Source organism: Achromobacter sp. Marseille-Q4962 (genome assembly GCF_943737005.1).
Lineage (GTDB): Bacteria > Pseudomonadota > Gammaproteobacteria > Burkholderiales > Burkholderiaceae_B > Achromobacter.
This window is the reverse complement of record NZ_CALSFU010000018.1, coordinates 89535-109018: the sequence shown is the minus strand read 5'-3', so window position 1 is coordinate 109018 and position 19484 is coordinate 89535. Positions and strand designations below refer to the sequence as shown.

Annotated in this window: 14 protein-coding genes and 2 pseudogenes; 8 read left to right on the top strand and 8 right to left on the bottom strand. The window is 69.6% G+C overall.

Going from position 1 to position 19484, the window contains the following annotated elements:
• The 3 genes and pseudogenes from NGJ44_RS17000 to apbC form a co-directional block, all read right to left on the bottom strand.
• Positions 1 to 1074 (bottom strand): annotated as a pseudogene (locus NGJ44_RS17000) (translocation/assembly module TamB domain-containing protein); the annotation flags it as partial.
• A complete protein-coding gene (locus NGJ44_RS16995) occupies positions 1071 to 2963 on the bottom strand; it encodes an autotransporter assembly complex protein TamA (protein WP_251864655.1) in 1893 nt (630 codons plus the stop codon). The gene NGJ44_RS16995 and the pseudogene NGJ44_RS17000, both read right to left, overlap by 4 nt.
• Positions 2964 to 2966: 3 nt before the next feature.
• The gene (gene apbC, locus NGJ44_RS16990) at positions 2967 to 4058 is read right to left on the bottom strand and encodes an iron-sulfur cluster carrier protein ApbC (protein ID WP_251864654.1); all 1092 of its coding nucleotides are present in this window, start codon (positions 4056 to 4058) and stop codon (positions 2967 to 2969) included.
• Positions 4059 to 4159: 101 nt separating this feature from the next.
• On the opposite strand from apbC, the gene NGJ44_RS16985 reads away from it, so the two are divergent.
• On the top strand, positions 4160 to 4432 hold the full coding sequence (locus NGJ44_RS16985) for a hypothetical protein (protein ID WP_053246808.1): 273 nt from the start codon (positions 4160 to 4162) through the stop codon (positions 4430 to 4432).
• 151 nt (positions 4433 to 4583) lie between these two features.
• Positions 4584 to 6689, top strand: a pseudogene (metG, locus tag NGJ44_RS16980) (methionine--tRNA ligase); the annotation flags it as partial.
• A gap of 28 nt (positions 6690 to 6717) precedes the next feature.
• Here the strand turns inward: metG and NGJ44_RS16975 are convergent.
• The 3 genes from NGJ44_RS16975 to NGJ44_RS16965 form a co-directional block, all read right to left on the bottom strand.
• On the bottom strand, positions 6718 to 7458 hold the full coding sequence (locus NGJ44_RS16975) for a sulfurtransferase (protein WP_251864652.1): 741 nt from the start codon (positions 7456 to 7458) through the stop codon (positions 6718 to 6720).
• A 54-nt stretch (positions 7459 to 7512) separates the two neighbouring features.
• Entirely contained in the window at positions 7513 to 8307 is a 795-nt protein-coding gene (locus NGJ44_RS16970; RefSeq protein ID WP_251864651.1) for an META and DUF4377 domain-containing protein, read from the bottom strand.
• A 130-nt stretch (positions 8308 to 8437) separates the two neighbouring features.
• Positions 8438 to 8971, bottom strand: a complete 534-nt coding sequence (locus NGJ44_RS16965; RefSeq protein WP_053245275.1) for an META domain-containing protein — start codon at positions 8969 to 8971, stop codon at positions 8438 to 8440.
• Positions 8972 to 9262: 291 nt separating this feature from the next.
• Here NGJ44_RS16965 and NGJ44_RS16960 point away from each other — a divergent pair, with 291 nt between their 5' ends.
• The gene (locus tag NGJ44_RS16960; protein WP_251864650.1) at positions 9263 to 10411 is read left to right on the top strand and encodes an acyltransferase family protein; all 1149 of its coding nucleotides are present in this window, start codon (positions 9263 to 9265) and stop codon (positions 10409 to 10411) included.
• On the opposite strand, the gene NGJ44_RS16955 is transcribed toward NGJ44_RS16960, so the two are convergent.
• On the bottom strand, positions 10392 to 10748 hold the full coding sequence (locus tag NGJ44_RS16955) for a helix-turn-helix domain-containing protein (protein ID WP_286012380.1): 357 nt from the start codon (positions 10746 to 10748) through the stop codon (positions 10392 to 10394). The genes NGJ44_RS16960 and NGJ44_RS16955 overlap by 20 nt on opposite strands.
• 585 nt (positions 10749 to 11333) lie before the next feature.
• Here NGJ44_RS16955 and NGJ44_RS16950 point away from each other — a divergent pair.
• A complete protein-coding gene (locus NGJ44_RS16950) occupies positions 11334 to 12143 on the top strand; it encodes a response regulator transcription factor (RefSeq protein ID WP_082308374.1) in 810 nt (269 codons plus the stop codon).
• Positions 12144 to 12175: 32 nt separating this feature from the next.
• Here the strand turns inward: NGJ44_RS16950 and NGJ44_RS16945 are convergent, their stop codons facing one another.
• Positions 12176 to 12784, bottom strand: coding sequence for a TetR/AcrR family transcriptional regulator (locus NGJ44_RS16945; protein WP_053245277.1), 609 nt, complete (start codon positions 12782 to 12784; stop codon positions 12176 to 12178).
• A gap of 205 nt (positions 12785 to 12989) precedes the next feature.
• On the opposite strand from NGJ44_RS16945, the gene NGJ44_RS16940 reads away from it, so the two are divergent.
• Genes NGJ44_RS16940 through NGJ44_RS16925 form a run of 4 tightly spaced genes read left to right on the top strand, consistent with a single transcriptional unit; the run spans position 12990 to position 19417 of the window.
• Positions 12990 to 14459, top strand: coding sequence for an efflux transporter outer membrane subunit (locus NGJ44_RS16940; protein WP_502802138.1), 1470 nt, complete (start codon positions 12990 to 12992; stop codon positions 14457 to 14459).
• Between the two features lie 17 nt (positions 14460 to 14476).
• Entirely contained in the window at positions 14477 to 15544 is a 1068-nt protein-coding gene (locus NGJ44_RS16935) for an HlyD family secretion protein (RefSeq protein WP_251864648.1), read from the top strand.
• Positions 15544 to 18288, top strand: coding sequence for a ribosome-associated ATPase/putative transporter RbbA (rbbA, locus tag NGJ44_RS16930; protein ID WP_251864647.1), 2745 nt, complete (start codon positions 15544 to 15546; stop codon positions 18286 to 18288). Before NGJ44_RS16935 ends, rbbA begins: the two co-directional genes overlap by 1 nt.
• A gap of 1 nt (position 18289) precedes the next feature.
• On the top strand, positions 18290 to 19417 hold the full coding sequence (locus NGJ44_RS16925; RefSeq protein WP_251864646.1) for an ABC transporter permease: 1128 nt from the start codon (positions 18290 to 18292) through the stop codon (positions 19415 to 19417).
• Positions 19418 to 19484: the final 67 nt, after the last annotated feature.

The following is a 19484-nucleotide window of genomic DNA, read 5'->3' as shown; positions in this document are numbered from 1 at the left end:
ATCCCGGGGCGGGCCATCCCGGGGCGGTGTGCCGCCATCCTGCGCGCGCAGGTCCAGCGCCGCGGAAAGCGAGGAGTCGTCGGGCAGCCGCGCGTCGGCCCGGACGGACCGGATCACCAGCGGCGTGCGCGGCGCCAGGTCGGCCGAGACGTCCAGCGCCAGCCCCGAGCCGCGCCCTTCGAGTTTGGCCTGGATGCCGTCCAGCGACCCGGCGGCGTCGGCTTGCAGCAGCACCCGGCAGGCGGGCGCGGGCGGGCCGACGAACTCCTGCCCGCGGCCGGCCGGCGCTGCCGCGGACTTGCCGGATGTGGCTGACGCGGCGGCCCCGCCCCTGCCGGCGGGGGCCGGCTGCGCCTTGTGCCCCGCGGCGTAAACTTGCCCGATGCGGTCGGCCTCGCACAGGGGAGACTGCGGGCCCGAGCCGTGCGCGGCCACGTCGAGCCGCGCGACGAACGGCCAGGGGTCGGCCATGGCGCTCAGTTCGGCCACGCCGGACACCGCCGCCGTGCCGGCCTCGTGGCCCACGTCGAGGTTGAGCAGCCGCAACTGCGCGCCGTTCGGCCCCGCCGCCAGCGAGGCGCTGAGCCGGCCCAGGCTCACCGGCAGGGGCTCGCCGCCCTGGGTCAGCGTGAACGCGCCCAGCGCGAGCCGGTCGAGCGCGATCTTCACCGGCAGCGCCGGCATGGTGAAGGGCCCTGCGGCGGTTTCCTCCGGTTCGTCCGGTTGCGCAGCCGGCAGGGACACGCTCACCGAATCGGCCGAGAGGTTCCTCACATGCAGCAGCCGGTCGGCCAGCGCCTTCCAGCGCACGTCCAGGTCCAGGCCGCTGATCTCGACGCGGGCGCCGCCCGTTTCCAGTTCCAGCCGCCCCACCTTCAGGCCGCGCAGCAGCGAGCCGCGCACATCCACCGCCTGGCCGCCGAACTGCTGGGCGGCCGTGGTCAGGAGCAGGCGCGTGCCGTGCTCGGAGGCGGCCAGCCAGAACACGAAGCCCGCCGCCAGCACCGACAGCATGACCAGGCCCGGCAGCCACCACACCAGCACGTGGCGCAGGAATTTACGCAACAGCTTCAAAAAGCGATCCCCAGCGAAAAATGCAGGCGCAGGTCGCGCTCGCGCTGCCCGTACGCCACGTCCAGGAACAGCGGCCCCGCCGGCGTGCGCACGCGCGCCCCCACGCCATAGCCCACGGACATGGACATGTCGCCGAACGACCGGGCCGCGTCGCCCGCGTCCACGAACACGCCCACGCCCCAGCGCTCGTCGAAATAATGGTCGTACTCCACGCTGCCCACCAGCAGCGTGGGCGCGCCGACGACGGCGCCGTCGCGATGCAGGCCGATGCTCTGGTACTTGTAGCCGCGGATGGAGCGCGCGCCGCCGGTCCGGAAGCCGAAGTCGTCGGGCACCTGGGTATCGTCGTTGGCCCAGATGCGGCCCACTTCCCCGCGCACGGTCAGCACATCGCGCTTGCCGATGGGCCACCATTTCTGGCCGCGCAGGCGGACGCGGGCATAGGGTTTGCCGGTGTCCAGCACCACGCCCACACCGCCACCCACGGCAATGAGGTTGCCCTCGCGCGGATCGTATTTATTGTCCACGTCGCGGCGCAGCCACTCGGCCGTGGTGGTGACGGTAGGCAGGGTGTATTCGTCGCCATCCTCGATCTTGACGTGATCCTGCGCCAGCAGCACGCCCCAGCGGGTTTCGTATTCGACGCGGCTGTCGCCCGCGCCCTTGCGCTCCTGCGAGCGCGTCGCGCCCAGCGCGTAGCGCGTCACGTCCAGGCCCTGGATATCGGAATGGTCGTACAGCACGCCCACCGAGTTCTTGTAGCCCCGCTCGTCGGGCGGCAGGGTGAAATCCGTGTAGGCGCGCTGGCGCAGGCGGTCCACGCTCAGGCCCGATTCCATGGTCACGGGCTCGCCGAAGACCACGTTCTGGCGGTAAACGGTTTCGAACCGGACGCCCGCCTCGTCGTCCACCCCCAGCGACACGCTCAGCCGCTTGGGCGGCGCTTCGACGACGCGCACCTCGACCGGCAGCGTGACCTCGCCGTCGGAGTCGTAGGCGGACGGCGGGGCGGGCATGGCGCCCGACACGGCGGGGTCGCCCGCCGGCGCCGACGACGCGGCGTCCGCCGCGCCCGGCGCCCGGGCCCGGTCGGACGCAGGCAGGGGCTGCTGGACGGCGTTGCCGGGCTGCTCGAGCGAAACGAATGCGCCGCGGAAAAAGGCGGTGGATTGCAGATCCTGCTGCCACTGGTCGAGCTTGTCCTGCTCATAGGCCGAGCCGGGCGTGTAGCGCACGTAGCGCCGGATCAGCTTTTCCGGCACGCGCTTCAGGCCGTCGGTCTTGAGCTCGCCCATGTGCACCAGCGGGCCGCTGTCGATGGCCACGCGCAGGGCCGCGGTGGCATCCTCGGCCTGGACCTGGGCCGAGGACGAGGTCATGCGCGCCAGCAGGAAATCGCGCGACGACACGTCGTCCAGCAGCGTGGACTTGGCCTTGTTCCACTCGCTGTTGATGAAGGGCTGCCCCGGCTTGAGCAGCCAGTTCTCGCGCAGCTTGCCCACCCGCTCGGCGTACTCGGGACGCGCGATGCGGCCGGTGAAGACGAGCTCGACCGAGCTGACCATGGTGCGCTTGCCCGGCACGATGCCGATGTCCCAGGTTTCGCCGCCGATGTCGGTGCCGCTCTCGAGCGTCACCGTGGGCGAGAAATACCCTTGCGTGGCCAGCGCGGCCAGCGTGGCGTCGCGCGCGCGGCGCCGCAAGCGGTTGATTTCGCCGCCGTCCTGGTCTTCCGCGAGGCGGGCGATGGCGTCAACCGCCTCGGTGATTGACTGCAGCGCGGCCGGCGGCACGCCGCCGGGGTCGACCACGATCTCGGGGCGCTTGGCCCAGGCTTCTCCCGAAAGCACGCACACTCCGGCCAACAAGGCCCCGGCCGCCCACCGCATGCGTCAGGACGGCTGCTGCACGACGATGGACGGGAACTTGCCGGCCATGTCGCGGGGAAGCGCGGCGACGCCGGCGGCCAGCTTGCGGGCGATGCCGCGGTAAAGGGCGGCCGCCTCGCTGCCGGGGTCGGAAGCCACGGTGGGCCGGCCGGCATCCGTCTGCTCGCGGATGGCCAGCGTCAGCGGCAGGCTGCCCAGCCACGGCGCGTGATACTGCTCGGCCATGCGCCGTCCGCCGCCCTCGCCGAAAATGTGCTCGGCATGCCCGCACTGCGAGCAGATGTGGATGGCCATGTTCTCGACCACGCCGAGAATGGGCACTTCCACCTTCTGGAACATGCGCAGGCCCTTGCGGGCGTCCAGCAGCGCCACGTCTTGAGGCGTGGTGACGATGACCGCGCCCACCACGGGCACCTTCTGCGCCAGCGTGAGGGCCACGTCGCCAGTGCCGGGCGGCATGTCCACGATGAGGTAGTCCAGGTCGCGCCAGTTGGTCTGGCGCAGCAGCTGCTCCAGCGCCTGCGTGACCATGGGGCCGCGCCAGATGGCGGGCGCGTCGGCGTCGATCAGGAAACCGATGGAATTGGCCTGCAGCCCGTGTCCGGTCAGCGGCTCCATGCTTTTGTTGTCGAGGCTTTCGGGCCGGCCCGAAATGCCCAGCATGGTGGGCACGCTGGGGCCGTAGATGTCGGCGTCGAGCACGCCCACGGACGCGCCCTGGGCAGCCAGCGCCAGCGCCAGGTTGACCGCCGTGGTGCTCTTGCCCACGCCGCCCTTGCCCGAGGCCACTGCAATGATGTTGCGCACGTTGGGCAGCGGCTTCAGGCCCTTTTGCACCGCGTGGGCCGCCACCTTCCAGCGCACGGCGACCTGCGCGCCCGGCACGCCCGCGGCGTCCAGCGCGGCGACCGCCGCCTCGCGCACGCGCTCGCAGTCCTGAGCGCTGGCCGGATAGCCGAGTTCCAGCGCCAGCGATACGCGCGCGCCCTCCACCTGGATGTCACGATCTTTTACAGACGCGGCCAGGTCCAGACCGGTTTCGGTGTCGCGCGCGGCGCGCAGCGCGGCGCGGATGGTTTCTATCGTTATACTCATGTCAACAAGGTTCCGTAGGCAGCGCGGCTTTTGCGTGCCGGTATGCCCTAAAGGATAGCGGATACGCGGGAACCTTTCGCTGCGTTTTGCATCCCACCTCCATGACCGATACTCTCTTTCGCTTCTTCCGTGCCGTCGCATTCGCCGTCCTGGGCCTGATCGGCATGGCCATGGCGCTGGTCTTCATGCTGTCCACGGCCATCGCCGTGGCGATCCTCTACGTGGTCGCCAAGGTGCGCGGCAAGCCGTTCGGCGTGCGCGCCTACTGGAGCCAGCGCCAGGGCGCCCGCTCCGGGCCGTTCCAGGCGGCTTCCGCCCCGTTCACGCCGCCCCGCGGCGACGTGATCGACGTCGAGGCGCGCGAAGTCCGCTGAGCGCCGCACCGCCGCGGCCAGTCCGCGGCTTGCGCCAGCCGCCTTCCCCATCCGCCAGGCCGGCCGCGTTCGCGCGCGCCGGCCTCGTTGCTTTCCGGCCCCGGGTTTCCCCGGGCGCGGGCGCGGCGCCGGTTGGCGCCATGCCCTAAAATGGCCGGCTCCCCCCCTTTTCAACCCTCAGACGGCAACCATGTCCCGTACCCTTTTCGTCACCACCGCCCTGCCCTACGCCAACGGATCTTTCCACATCGGCCACATCATGGAGTACATCCAGGCCGATATCTGGGTTCGTTCGATGCGAATGGCCGGGCACACGGTGCATTTCGTGGGTGCGGACGATGCGCATGGCGCGCCCATCATGCTGAAGGCCGAAAAAGAAGGCATCACGCCGCAGGCGCTGGTCGCCCGCTACGCGGCCGAGCGCCCGCAGTACCTCGACGGCTTTCACATCCGCTTCGACCACTGGCACTCGACCGACTCGGCCGAGAACGTGGCGCTGTCGCAGGACATCTACCGCGCCCTCAAGGCGCAGGGCCTGATCGAAACGCGCTCCATCGAGCAGTTCTACGACCCGGTCAAGGGCATGTTCCTGGCCGACCGCTACATCAAGGGCGAATGCCCCAAGTGCCACGCCAAGGACCAGTACGGCGATTCCTGCGAGGTCTGCGGCGCGGTCTATGCCCCCACCGATCTCATCAACCCATATTCGGCGCTCACGGGCGCCACGCCGGTGCTGAAGTCCTCCGACCACTTCTTCTTCAAGCTGTCCGACCCGCGCTGCGTGGAGTTCCTGCAGCAATGGACGGCGGGCTCCAACCGGGCCGGCGTGAAGCATCTGCAGTCCGAAGTGCTGGCCAAGACCCGCGAGTGGCTGGGCGCCGACGACGGGCAGGCCAAGCTGGGCGACTGGGACATCTCCCGCGACGCGCCCTATTTCGGCATCGAGATTCCCGATGCGCCCGGCAAGTACTTCTATGTGTGGCTGGACGCGCCCGTGGGCTACCTGGCTTCGCTGAAGGCGTACTGCGCCAGGCAGGGCATCGACTTCGACGCCCTGCTCGACCCGCGGGGCGACACCGAGCAGGTGCACTTCATCGGCAAGGACATCATCTACTTCCATGCCCTGTTCTGGCCCGCCATGCTCAAGTTCGCCGGCCGCAAGACGCCCGACCAGCTCAACGTGCACGGCTTCATCACCGTCAGCGGCGAGAAGATGTCCAAGAGCCGCGGCACCGGCATCTCGCCGCTGCGCTACCTGGAGCTCGGCATGAACGCCGAATGGCTGCGCTACTACATGGCCGCCAAGCTGAACTCGCGCGTCGAAGACCTGGACTTCAACCCCGAGGACTTCATCGCCCGCGTCAACAGCGACCTGATCGGCAAGTACGTCAACATCGCCAGCCGCGCCGCCAGCTTCATCACCAAGCACTTCGACGGCCAGCTCGCCTATAGCGGCGACACCCAGGCCCTGGCGGCCGAATACGCGCAGCAGGCCGAGTCCATCCGCGCCGCCTTCGAGGCCCGCGAATACAACCGCGCGATCCGCGAGATCATGGCCTGCGCCGACCGCATCAACCAGGCGTTCGACACCGCGCAACCCTGGGTGCTGGCCAAGGGCATCGGCAGCGCCGACGCCGAGACGAAGGCGCGCCTGCAGGATATCTGCTCGCGCTCGCTGGCCGGCTTCAAGGCCCTGTCGGTCATGCTGGCGCCGGTGCTGCCGGCCCTGGCCGAACGCGTGGCGCGCGAACTCTTCGGCGCCGACTCGGAATTCACCTGGGCCGACGCCGCCGTGCTGCCGCAGCGCGTGGCGCCGTTCAAGCACCTGATGCAGCGCGTGGAGCCGCAGATGCTCGAAGACCTGTTCGAGCCGCCCGCCGCGCCCGCGGTGGTGCCCGGCGGCGAACCCCTGGCCGACACCATTTCCATCGACGATTTCGCCCGCGTGGACCTGCGCATCGCGCAGATCGTCAATTGCGAACACGTGGAAGGCTCCACGAAGCTGCTGCGCCTCACGCTGGACGTGGGCGAAGGCCGGCACCGCAACGTGTTCTCCGGCATCAAGTCGGCCTACGAGCCCGAAGACCTGATCGGCAAGCTGACCGTCATGGTGGCCAACCTGGCGCCGCGCAAGATGAAATTCGGCGTGTCCGAAGGCATGGTGCTGGCGGCCAGCCACGCCGACGAGTCGGTGGACGCGGGCATCTACGTGCTCGAACCCTTCCCCGGCGCCAAGCCCGGCATGCGGGTGCGCTGACGGCGCGGCCGCCCCGGCGAGGGCCTCCTTACAGGTCTTTGCTGGGCGCCAGCGCCGGGTCCAGGGAAACGCGTTCGTCGAACACGAAGCACTTGCCCTCGAAACCCGGCCCGCCGGTTTCCTCGAAGTATTTCAGGATGCCGCCATCGAGCTGGTACACGCGCTCGATGCCGGCCTCGCGCAGGTAGATGGCGGCCTTTTCGCAGCGAATGCCGCCGGTGCAGAAACTCACCACCGTCTTGCCCTCCAGTTCCGCGCGGTGCGCATCCACCGCGGCGGGAAACTGCGTGAAGCGGTCGATGCGCCAGTCGATGGCGCCGCGGAACGTGCCCTCGTCCACCTCGAACGCATTGCGCGTGTCCAGCATGACCACCGGCCGGCCCTCGTCGTCCGTTCCGCTCGACAGCCAGCGCGCCACCGTGCGCGCATCCACGCCCGGCGCGCGCCCGGCCTCCGGACGGATGGCGGGCCGGTCCATGCGGATGATCTCGCGCTTGATCTTCACGAGCATCTTGCGAAAGGGCGCCGCCTCGCTGTAGCTGAATTTCACTTCGAGGTCGGCGAACGCCGGATCCTGCCGCAGGGACGAAAGAAACGACTCGATGCCGCGCGCCGCGCCGGCGAGGAACAGGTTGATGCCCTCCCCGGCCAGCAGGATCGTGCCTTTGAGCTCCAGCGCGCGCGTCTGCTCCAGCAACGCGGCGCGGCGCTCGGCCAGGCGGTCCAGGGACACGAATTTGTAGGCGGCGATATTGACGACGGAAGCCATGGATTCAGCGTGCGGGCGAAAAACCGGGGATTTTAAAGCCCCGGCCGGCCGCTCTCAGCGCCGCACGATTTCCTGCTCGACCACGGCGTCCAGCACCCAGCGCGCCGCGGACGCATCGGCGGCGGGATCGGGGTCGCGCACCTCGACCACGCGCAGCCGGTAGCGGATGCCGGGCTGGAACTGGAAGCCGGTGATCTCGCCATGCCAGAGCTGCCAGGGCTGGGAGGCGCTGTCGCGCACCTGGTAGCACAGGGTCCGGCCCGCGCCGGCGCTGCACGGCACGCGCTCCGAATTCACGTACACCAGCTTGGTCGGCCCCATCTGGCCGCCGGCCGCCGGATCGGCGCGGCGCCCGAAATCCAGCGTGTCGCCGCTGGCCAGCACGAGCGTCAGGCGCTGCGGATTGCCGGACTTGTCGAACGCGCTGGCGGTGATGCGCGTGAGCCCGTCCAGGAAATCGCGCTCCAGCTTCATGTTCTGCGGCGCGCAGGCCATCATGGTGGCGACGGGACGGGCGCGCACGATGAGCAGGCCGTTGGCCACGGTATAGGGCGCGTTGTACTGGTTGCAGCCCGCGAAGCCCGCCACGCGCGGCTCGCCGCGGTCGCGGATGAATTCCAGCGTGAGCGGGCGGGAGTTGGAAGAGGGATGCGGAATGGGCCGCAGCGCGCCGCCCGGCAGGCTCCAGCGGGCCAGCTCCCAACCCGTCTGGGCGTAGGCGTCGGAGGCGGCGGCGGGCTGGTAGCGGGGATCCTGCGCGTGCCCGCCGCCCGGCGGCGAGGCGCAGGCTCCCAGGCCGATGACGAGAGCGCAGGGCGCGATCCAGCGCCGGGCAGCGGAAAGCAACATAGGACACCTCCAGGAAAACCGCCGCGGCCGCCGGGGGCCGCGTTTCGTCGGCATTGTAGGCCGCATCGCGGCCGCCGCCGCGCCGCGCGCGAACCGGCTGAAACCGATAGAAATGCCGGCGCGGCGGGCGTCAGGGCGTGGGAGGGTCTTGGCGGCGCACGAACTCCAGCACGTCGCCGCCGCGCAGGTTGAAAGTGAGGTGGCGCGGCGCTCCGCCGCTGTCCAGCGTGAACGTGTCGATCGTGGTCAGGGCGCGCAGGTAATCGGCCTCGAGGGTGGCGCGCTCCCGCGGCACGCACGCCATGCGCGTGGAAGCGGCCGGGGCGATGGAGAGCTTGCCGGCGTCCAGCCTGTAGCTGCCCATGTACTGGTTGCAGCCTGAGAAACCGTTGACGCGGTACTGCCTGGCCTGGGCCAGGAAGGTGAGGCGGATGGGCTCGCCGTTGTCGCCATGGGGAATGGCGCGCAGTTCGCCGCCGGGCCGCGACCAGCGCACCAGTTCCCAGGTGGTTTGGGCCAGAGAATCGGCGCTGCTGGCGGCATTGGCCGCGGCGGCGCCCTGGGCGCGCGCGCCGCCGCCCGTGGAGCCGGCGCAACCCGCCAGCACGGCGGCCAGCAGGCCGAGGCACAGCAGGCGCAGGCGCGAAGACAGAATACGAAGCATGGGCAGGAACTCCAAAAGAATGCGTCACCCTCAACTGTAACCGCTGCCGCGCGCCCTCCTTCCTACAACCGTAAACAAAAGCAGCATTAGGAAAAGGGTCCGATTTACTCCGGTGGCCCGTTCGTGCTGCGTCGTATGCCCCATGGCGGGCGCACGGAGCATGCGCGCAGAATCAATGCCAGACCACAAGCCGCCGACAGAGCGACACCGCGCCGGCACGTCCCTGCCGCACGTCCCGGCAGCGCGCCCACCGCGGCGCGACCTGCAGGCATATCAATCGGAGACGCAGCGATGGGACTACTCAGAACATTACTCGCGCTTTCCGTCGTGCTCGATCACCTGGGCGCGGGCGCCACCGACTATCTCGTCGGCGGACGGCTGGCGGTGCAGCTTTTCTACGTGATTTCCGGCTTCCTGATTTCCTACGTGCTGATCGGCACGGACAGCTACCAGGGCGCCGTCGGCAAGTTCTATGCCAACCGGCTGCTGCGCCTGTTTCCCGTCTACCTGGCCGTGGCCGCCATGACCCTGGCCGCGCACCTTCTGAACGGCGGCGAGTTCTTCCGGTTCTATGACCATCTGCCGGCATCGGCGGAGGGCTTCCTGGCGCTGTCCAATCTTTTCATTTTCGGCCAGGACTGGCTGATGTTCTTCGGCGTCCGAAACGGCTCGCTGGTCTTCACGGGCAGCTTCGCGCACAGCGACATGCCGCTCTACCACGGCCTGCTCGTGCCGCAAGCGTGGACGCTGGGCGTGGAGATGACGTTCTATCTCGTCGCGCCCTTCATACTCGGGTCGCCGCGCCGGATGCTCGCGCTGCTGGCCGCGTCGCTGGCGCTACGCGCCATCCTGATCGTCAACGGCATCGGCACGATAGACCCCTGGACCTACCGCTTCTTCCCGACCGAGCTTGCGCTGTTCCTGCTGGGCGCGCTGTCGCACCAGATGCTGCTGCCCCGCTATACGGCATGGACGCGGCGCTATCCGCGCCTGCCCGAACTGGGCGCCGCCGCGCTGCTCTGCTATGTGTTCGTGCACTTTTCCATCGGCATCCCCCACACCGTGCGCGACGCGCTGGCCGTCACGCTGGTCGTCCTGCTGCTGCCGCTGGCCTTTCTGTTCCAGGCCAGATACCGCTTCGACAAATCCGTGGGCGAGCTGAGTTATCCGATCTATATCTGTCACATGCTGGTCATCATGTTCTTTGACGAAACGCTCAATTCGTTTGAACGGTCGCAGCCGGCGCTCTTCACCGCGCTGGTGGTCGCCGGCTGTGTGGGATTCGCCGCGCTGCTGAACGCCTTCATCGCCGACCCCGTGGAGCGGCTGCGCAACCGGCTGCGCGCCGAGAGAAAGGACGCGGCGGACACCCTCGCCGGCCAGCCCGGCGCGCTGAGCCGCGGGCGGCAGCCAATGGGCTCTATACGCCGCGTCCCCTGATATAGGCGGCCAGTACGAGTTCTATCTGCTGCTTTTCCTGTTCGGTCAGGCGCGAATAGGCCTCGTAGGAAATCGAGGCGAACGGCCATGGCGGCTCGGGACCGCCGGCCGCAGCGCCCCCGGCCGGCGCCTCCGCGCCGCCTTCCTGCATCGGGCCTTCTCCGGTGCTGAGCCAGGCCGGGCTGACGCGCAGCGCGCGCGTCAGCTTGATGAGGGCGTCGCTCGACGGCTGCCGGCGCTGCCCGCTTTCGTAATTGCCGATGGCGCTTTGCGAGAGTCTGCTGGCGGCCGCCAGGTCTTTTTGCGTCCATCCCTGGCGCATTCTCGCGGCGCGCAAACGCTAGCTGAACGTTTCTACTCGATCGACTCGAGACATTTGTGCTTTGGTTCTTGGGTTCAATCCGGAATGTCCGGCCCCCCCGCATGCCGCTGGCGGGCGCCAAAGTTTAGGCTGGTTTGGCCCGCGGATAGCGGGAAACAATGTATCGGCGGCCTGCCTCGCCGGGGACGGAACGGCGGAATAAAACAGCGCTCAATGGGGTTTAGCCGTGGCCGGCGCGGAATGTCTGTTACCGCAAGAAACCGAAGAAACGTATCTTCACAAATAAACACAGCCGTGTTTCAATAATCACGGACGTGAAATTCAGACGATGCCGCGCCCGCCGCGCCACCCTGCCTGCCGATATCGTGCATACGGCCTACAGCCCGGACGGCGAGATCCGCGCTCGCCCCATCGAGCCGTCCGCACTCGAACAACATCGCCAGGCGCCGCGCCCGCCGCCTGGCGCGACGCCAAAGGAAGCATGACGCACCACACATACGGCCCCTCCTGTCCGCCTGCGCGGGCGGGAACCGTTTGCCCCGGTCCGGCGCGCGCCCTTCATCCATCCGAAGCCCGGCATGGCGCCAAGGAAGGCACCGAATGAACAACCTGCTGGATGTTCTTCTGCTCGGCAACAACGAAGACCGGCATGCCAGGCTGGCCGACACGCTGTCCCGGCTGGGCTTCAGCATCCGCGTCAGCCCGGATCTCCCCTCCTTCTACGAGAATTATTTCCGGCAGCCCAGCCCGCTCGTGGTGCTGAACGCGCCGCTGCCCGACATCCATAATGCCGCCGTGCGCCTGCGCGCCTCCGATCGCGGCGTGGGCATCGTGGCCGTTGCCGCCTTTCCCGATTCCGACAGCCGCGTGCGCACACTGCTTTGCGGCGCGGACGCCTGTCTCGCGGCCGACGTGGACGGCCTGGAACTGGCGGCCGCCCTGCAGGCGCTGCTGCGCCGCGGCGCCAGCCCGGATGCGGGCGAAGCGGCCGCCGAAGCGAAAGACGAAGGCCAGGCCGCCGGCCCCTGGCGCCTGGCCAACAAGGGCTGGACCCTGGTCGCGCCGTCGGGCCACGAATTGGGCCTCACCACGGGCGAGCGCGATTTCCTGTGCCGCCTGGCGCGTGCTCCCGACCGCAAGGTCAGCCGCGACGCGTTTGGCGAGCACGCCGAAGACGGCGACGCCCCGGGCACGCGCCTGCGCTTCCTGGACGTCATGGTCAGCCGGCTGCGGCGCAAGGCCGCCGCGCACGCGATGATGCTGCCGATACGGGCCGTGCACGGATGGGGGTACATGTTCGCCGCCGACATCGTGCTGGATGCCCGGCCGGCGCAAGCCGCCAACGAAGCCAGCACGCACCAGGAAAAAAGACCGCCGGCGCAGCGTCGCCCGGCCGTGAAGAACGGGTGAGCGCCGGGCGCGCGCGGCCCGCCCGGGCCGGGTCAGTCCGCGCTCAGCATTTCGCTGACCAGCGCCACGTGCGCCCGCTGGCGGGCCGGCAGATTCACTCTCTCGGGTTCGCCCAGCATCGTCATGACCAGGGCGTGCACCAGCGGAGACAGCAGCAGCCAGGGATGCGCCGCCACGACGCCGTTGCCGCACAGGCCGCGCCGGCGCGCGCCCTCGATCAGCCGGCTGACGTCGCGCTGCTGCGCGTCGGCGGCCGCCCTGCGCCAGCGCGCCGCCAGGTGCGGCACCCTGCCGCTTTCGGCCAGCAGCAGCCGCAGCATGCAGGCGATGTCGGGGCGCGCGAGGCTGGCGTACAGGTGCGACACGATGCGCTCGGCCAGCTCCTGCCGGGTGGCCGCGCCGTCGAGCAGCGCGTCCACGTCCAGCGGCGCGGGATGGAGATGGCGGACGAGCAGGGCCTCGAACATTTCCTCCTTGCTGGAAAAATGCGCGTACACGCCGCCCTTGGAAAGGCCGGCCCGCTGCGCGATGGCGTCCATGCGGGCGCCGGCATAGCCCGACGCCGAGAACTCCAGCAGCGCCGCATCCAGTATCTGCCCGATCCGCACGGACGACGGCAGCCGCCGCCGCTGCATCTCCATAATGTTTCCCTTTGGCGTTGAGTCTTTCGGCCATTAGAAACCGACCCGCCGGTCGCTAACTTGACCTGCGTCAAGGAAAAACACGCTGCGGTGCGGAATAATGAAGCCATCGTAAGGGCCGCGGCGCCCGCCTGGCGGCCATGAGCCGGCGGGCGCTTCCCGGCCGCCCCTGCGGGCCGACCGCCGGAGACACCAGGAAGCCGCCATGCAAAACCGCGCCACCCCCCTTCGCGCCGCCGCCCGCCCCCAGGCAGGGAGGCGCGCCGGGCTCCGCGCGGTTTCCGCCGCCCTGGCGTTGCTGCTGGCGGGCGGCTGTATGTCGCTCGCGCCCGACTACCGCCGGCCCGAGGCGCCCGTGGCCGCCGCCTACCGGGAGCCCGCGCCGGCCGCACCCGGCAATCCCTCCGCCGCGCAGACCGCCTGGCGCGATTACTTCGCCTCTCCCGCCCTGCGGCAGCTCATCGCCGCCGCGCTGGAAAACAATCGCGACCTGCGCCTGGCATTGTCGCGCGTGGAAGAAGCGCGCGCCCTGTACGGCGTGGAACGCGCCGGCCAGTTTCCGTCCCTCGCCGCGCAGGCGCAGGGCGAGCGCGGGCGCGTGCCCGGCGACCTGAATCTCACGGGCGCGCCGCTGACCTCCAGCCAGTACCAGGTGGGCCTGGGCATGGCGGCCTGGGAACTGGATTTCTGGGGCCGCGTGCGCAGCCTGAAAGACGCCGCGCTCGAAAACTACCTGGCCTCGGAAGAGGCCGCGCGCGCCGCCACACTGAGCCTCATCGCCCAGGTCGCCGACAGCTATCTTGCGCTGCGCGAACTGGATGAGCGCCTGGAACTCACCCGGCAGACCATCGCGTCGCGCGAGGAATCGCTGCGCATCTTCCGCCGCCGCTTTGAAGTCGGTTCCATCTCCCGCCTGGACCTGACGCAGGTCGAAACCCTGTGGCAGCAGGCCAAGGCGCTGGGCGCCGACCTCGAACGCACCCGCGCCGCCCAGGCCCATGCCCTGGAACTGCTGGTGGGCGCACCCCTGGCGCTCGCGCCGGACGCCTCCGCGCTGGACGACGCCGCCGTCATGCGCGAGCTGCCCGCCGGCCTGCCGTCCGACCTGCTCGCCAGCCGGCCCGACATCGTGGCGGCCGAGCACCGGCTCAAATCGGCCAACGCCAACATCGGCGCGGCGCGCGCCGCGTTCTTTCCCAGCATCACGCTCACCGGCGCGTTCGGCACCGCCAGCGCCGAGCTGGACGGCCTGTTCGCCGGCGGCAGCCGCGCCTGGAACTTCTCGCCCAGCCTCAACCTGCCCCTGTTCGACGCCGGACGCCGCGGCTACAACCTCGACCTGGCGCAAGCCCGGCGCGACCAGGCGGTGGCCGCCTATGAGCAGGCCATCCAGGCCGCGTTCCGCGATGTCTCGGACGCGCTGTCGGCGCGCCGCTGGCTGGCCGAACAGGTGGACATCTTGCGCGCCACCGTGGCCGCGCAGCAGGAACGCGCCCACCTGGCCCAACTGCGCTACGACCACGGCGCCTCGCCCTACCTGGAAGTCCTGGACGCGCAGCGCGACCTGCTCGAATCGCAGCAACTGCTGGTGCAGACGCGCCGCGCCCTGCTCTCCAGCCGCGTAAGCCTGTATGCCGCCCTGGGCGGCGGCTCGCGCGCCAGCCTCGCCCCTTGAAAGAAAGGATTGCCGTCATGCGCCTGCCCGCAAAGAAACTGATTCCCGTCCTCGCCGTGCTGGCGCTGGCCGCCGCCGGCTATGCCGGCTGGCGGCTGATGTCCGATAACGGTCCCGGCAACGGTTTCGTGAGCGGCAACGGCCGCATCGAGGCCACCGAGATCGACGTGGCCACCAAGCTTGCCGGGCGGGTATCCGAAGTGCTGGCGGCCGAAGGCGATTTCGTCGCGGCCGGCCAGCCGCTGGCGCGCATGCAGATCGACACGTTGATCGCGCAGCGCGAGGAGGCGCGCGCGCAGCACCAGCAGGCCATCAACAACGCCGCCAGCGCGGCGGCCCAGACCGCGCAGCGCCAGAGCGACAAAACGGTGGCCGAGGCCGTGGTGGTCCAGCGCGAAAGCGAGCTGGACGCCGCCCGCCGCCGGCTGGCCCGCTCGCAGGCCCTGTCGCGCGAAGGCGCCTCGTCCATCCAGGAGCTCGACGACGACCGCGCCCGCATGCGCAGCGCGCAGGCGGCGGTCAATGCCGCGCGCGCCCAGGTCCTCGCCGCGCAGGCCGCGATCGAGGCGGCGCGCGCCGCCCAGGTGGGCGCCCAATCGGCGGTAGACGCCACCCAGGCCACCATCGATCGCATCGAGGCCGACATCGCCGACAGCGAACTGCGCGCGCCGCGCGCCGGCCGCGTGCAGTACCGCGTGGCCCAGCCGGGCGAGGTGCTGGGCGCGGGCGGCAAGGTGCTCAACATGGTGGACCTGGCCGACGTCTACATGACGTTCTTCCTGCCCGAGCAGGCGGCCGGCCGCGTCGCCATGGGACAGGACGTGCGCATCGTGCTGGACGCCGCGCCGCAGTACGTGATTCCGGCCACCGTGTCGTTCGTCGCGAGCACGGCGCAGTTCACGCCCAAGACGGTGGAAACCGCGTCCGAGCGCCAGAAGCTGATGTTCCGCGTCAAGGCGCAGATCAGCCCCGACCTGCTGCGCCAGCACCTGAAACAGGTCAAGACAGGCCTGCCCGGCGTGGCCTGGCTCAAGCTCGATCCCGAGGCTGCCTGGCCGGCCTCGCTCGAAGTCAAGGTGCCCTGATGGACACGCCCGCCGTCCGCTTCTCGGGCGTGACGCTGCGCTACGGCAGCCACGTGGCGCTGGACGGCATCACGCTGGACATCCCCGCCGGCAGGATGGTGGGGCTGATCGGGCCGGACGGCGTGGGGAAATCCAGCCTGCTCTCGCTGGCCGCGGGATCGCGCGCGGTGCAGGAAGGCACGGTCGCGGTGCTGGGCGGCGACATGCGCAGCGCCCGCCACCGCTCCGATGTCTGCCCGCGCATCGCCTACATGCCCCAGGGCTTGGGCAAGAACCTTTATCACACGCTGTCGGTCGAGGAAAACCTGCAATTCTTCGGCCGCCTCTTCGGCCACGACGAGGCCGAGCGCCGCCGCCGCATCGACGAACTCACGCGCAGCACCGGCATGCACGACTTCCTCTCGCGGCCGGCCGGCAAGCTTTCGGGCGGCATGAAGCAGAAGCTGGGCCTGTGCTGCGCCCTCATCCACGACCCCGACCTGCTCATTCTCGACGAGCCCACCACGGGCGTGGACCCGCTGGCGCGCGCACAGTTCTGGGACCTCATCGCCGACATCCGCCGCGGCCGTCCCGGCATGAGCGTGATCGTGGCCACGGCCTACATGGACGAAGCGGAGCGCTTCGACTGGCTGATCGCCATGGACGAGGGCAAGGTGCTGGCGACCGGGACGCCCGGCGAGCTGCGCGAGCGCACCGGCGCCTCCAGTCTCGAAGACACTTTCATCGCGCTGCTGCCCGAACAGAAGCGGCGCGGGCACCAGCCCGTGCGGATCACGCCGCTGGCGCTGGGCGAGGACGCGCAGATCGCCATCGAGGCGCGCGACCTCACCATGCGTTTCGGCGATTTCGTGGCCGTGGACCACGTGAATTTCCGCATCCGCAAAGGCGAGATCTTCGGCTTCCTGGGATCCAACGGCTGCGGCAAGTCCACCACCATGAAGATGCTGACCGGCCTTTTGCCCGCCAGCGAAGGCAGGGCCTGGCTCTTCGGCGCGGAGGTGAACCCGCGCGACATCGACACGCGGCGGCGCGTGGGCTACATGTCGCAGTCTTTCTCGCTGTACGGGGAACTCACCGTGCGGCAGAACCTGGTGCTGCACGCGCGCCTGTTCCATGTCCCCGAGGCCGAGATCCCCGCCCGCGTCGAGGAAATGAGCGCGCGCTTCGACCTGGGGGCATCGCTCGACGCCCTGCCCGACAGCCTGCCCATGGGCGTGCGCCAGCGCCTGTCGCTGGCGGTGGCCATGGTGCACAAGCCCGAACTGCTGATCCTGGACGAGCCCACCTCGGGCGTGGATCCCGTGGCGCGCGACGGCTTCTGGCGCCTGCTCATCGAACTCGCCCGCAAAGACCACGTCACCATCTTCATTTCCACGCACTTCATGAACGAGGCGCAGCGCTGCGACCGCATCTCGCTCATGCACGCGGGCAAGGTGCTGGTGAGCGCGCCGCCCGACGAGATCACGCGCATGCGCGGCGCGGCCACCCTGGAAGAAGCCTTCATCGCCTACCTGATCGATGCGGGCGCGGGCACCGGCGCGCCGGCCGCGCGGCAAGCGCCGCAGGCGGCAAGCGGGACGGAAACGCAGCCCGCGACGCCGGCCGCGCGCCCCCGCCGGGGCTTTCGCATCGGACGCGCGCTCAGCTACATGTGGCGCGAGTCGCTGGAACTGCGGCGCGACCCCGTGCGCGCCACGCTGGCGCTGGCGGGATCGCTCATCCTCATGTTCGTCATGGGCTTCGGCATCAGCCTGGACGTGGAAGACCTGCGCTACGCGGTCATGGACCGCGACCAGACCGGCCTCAGCCACAACTACGCCCTCAACCTCGCCGGATCGCGCTACTTCATCGAGCATCCGCCCATCCGGGACTATGCCGACATGGACGCGCGCATGCGCAGCGGCGAGCTGTCGCTGGCCATCGAGATCCCGCCCGGTTTCGCGCGCGACGCCCAGCGCGGCAAGCCCGTGCAGATCGGCGCCTGGATCGACGGCGCCATGCCGCAGCGCGCCGAGACCATCCGCGGCTACGTGCAGGGCATGCACCAGGGCTGGCTGGCCGAGCAGGCACGCGAGCGGCTCGGCGCCAGCGCGCAGCCCGCCGTCGGCATCGAAACGCGGTTTCGCTACAACCCGGACGTGCGCAGCCTTCCCGCCATGGTCCCGGCCGTAATACCCCTGCTGCTGCTCATGATGCCGGCCATGCTCACCGCCCTGGCCGTGGTGCGGGAAAAAGAGCTGGGCTCCATCATCAATCTGTACGTCACACCGGTGACGCGCCTGGAATTCCTGCTGGGCAAGCAGGCGCCCTACGTGGCGCTGGCCATGCTGAACTTCCTGCTCATGACGCTGCTGGCGGTCACGGTATTCGGGGTTCCCATCACGGGCAGCTTCTCCACCCTGGCGCTGGCCGCGCTGATCTACAGCGTGGTCGCCACCGCCATCGGGCTGCTGGCCTCCACCTTCACCCGCAGCCAGATCGCGGCGCTCTTCTTCACGATGATAGGCACGCTGGTGCCGGCGGTGCAGTTCGCCGGCCTGCTCACGCCCGTGCCCTCGCTGGAAGGCGCGGGCCGGCTCATCGGCCAGGTCTACCCCGCCACCCACATGCTGACCATCAGCCGCGGCGTGTTCAGCAAGGCGCTCGGCCTGGCCGACCTGGGCGCGTCCTTCTGGCCCCTGCTGGCCGCCATTCCGGTGGTGCTGGGCGTTTCCACGCTGCTGCTCAAGAAGCAGGAGGCCTGAAATGCGCCGGCACCTCGCCAACATCTACCGCCTGGGCGTGAAGGAGCTGTGGAGCCTGGCGCGCGACCCGATGATGCTGATCCTCATCGTGGTGTCGTTCACATTCATGATCTACACGGCCGCCACCGCCGTGCCCGAGACGCTGCACCACGCCCCCATCGCCGTCGTGGACGACGACGCCTCGCCGCTGTCCGCACGCATCGTCTCGGCCTTCTACCCGCCTCATTTCACGCCGCCGGTGCTGGTGAGCCCGGCCGAGGCCGACGCCGGCATGGACGCCGGCCGCTATACCTTCTCGCTCAACATTCCGCCGGATTTCCAGCGCGACGTGCTGGCGGGCAGGCGCGCCGAGATCCAGCTCAATGTGGACGCCACCCGCATGAGCCAGGCCTTTACCGGCAGCAATTACATCCAGCAGATCGTCAACGACGAGATCAACGAATTCGTCCGGCGCTACCGCGCCGCGTCCGAACCGCCAGTGGACCTGACGGTGCGCATGCGCTTCAACCCCAACCTGACGCAGTCGTGGTTCGGGGCGCTGATGGAGATCATCAACAACGTCACCATCCTCTCCATCATTCTCACCGGGGCGGCGCTGATACGCGAACGCGAGCACGGCACCATCGAGCACCTGCTGGTCATGCCGGTGACGCCCTCGGAGATCATGGTCGCCAAAGTATGGTCCATGGGGCTGGTCGTCCTGGCGGCCGCCGGGCTATCGTTGACCTTCGTGGTGCGCGGCCTGCTCCAGGTGCCGGTGGAAGGATCCGTCGCCCTGTTCCTGGCCGGCGCGGCGCTGCACTTGTACGCCACGACGTCCATGGGCATTTTCCTGGCCACCCTGGCGCGCAGCATGCCGCAGTTCGGCATGCTGCTGGTGCTGGTGCTGCTGCCGCTGCAGATGCTGTCCGGGGGCACCACGCCGCGCGAGAGCATGCCCCGGTTCGTGCAGGACATCATGCTCGCCGCCCCCACCACCCACTTCGTGGAGCTGGGCCAGGCCATACTGTTCCGGGGCGCGGGGCTGGACGTGGCCTGGAAATCGTTTCTCGCCCTGGCGCTGATCGGCGGCATACTGTTTGCATTCTCGCTGGCGCGGTTTCGCAAGACCCTCAGCCAGATGGCCTGAGGCCCGCTGTACCGTCCCGGCGTCCGCCAGCCGCGCCGGACACCGGCAATCGTTGTTCCTTGGTGCA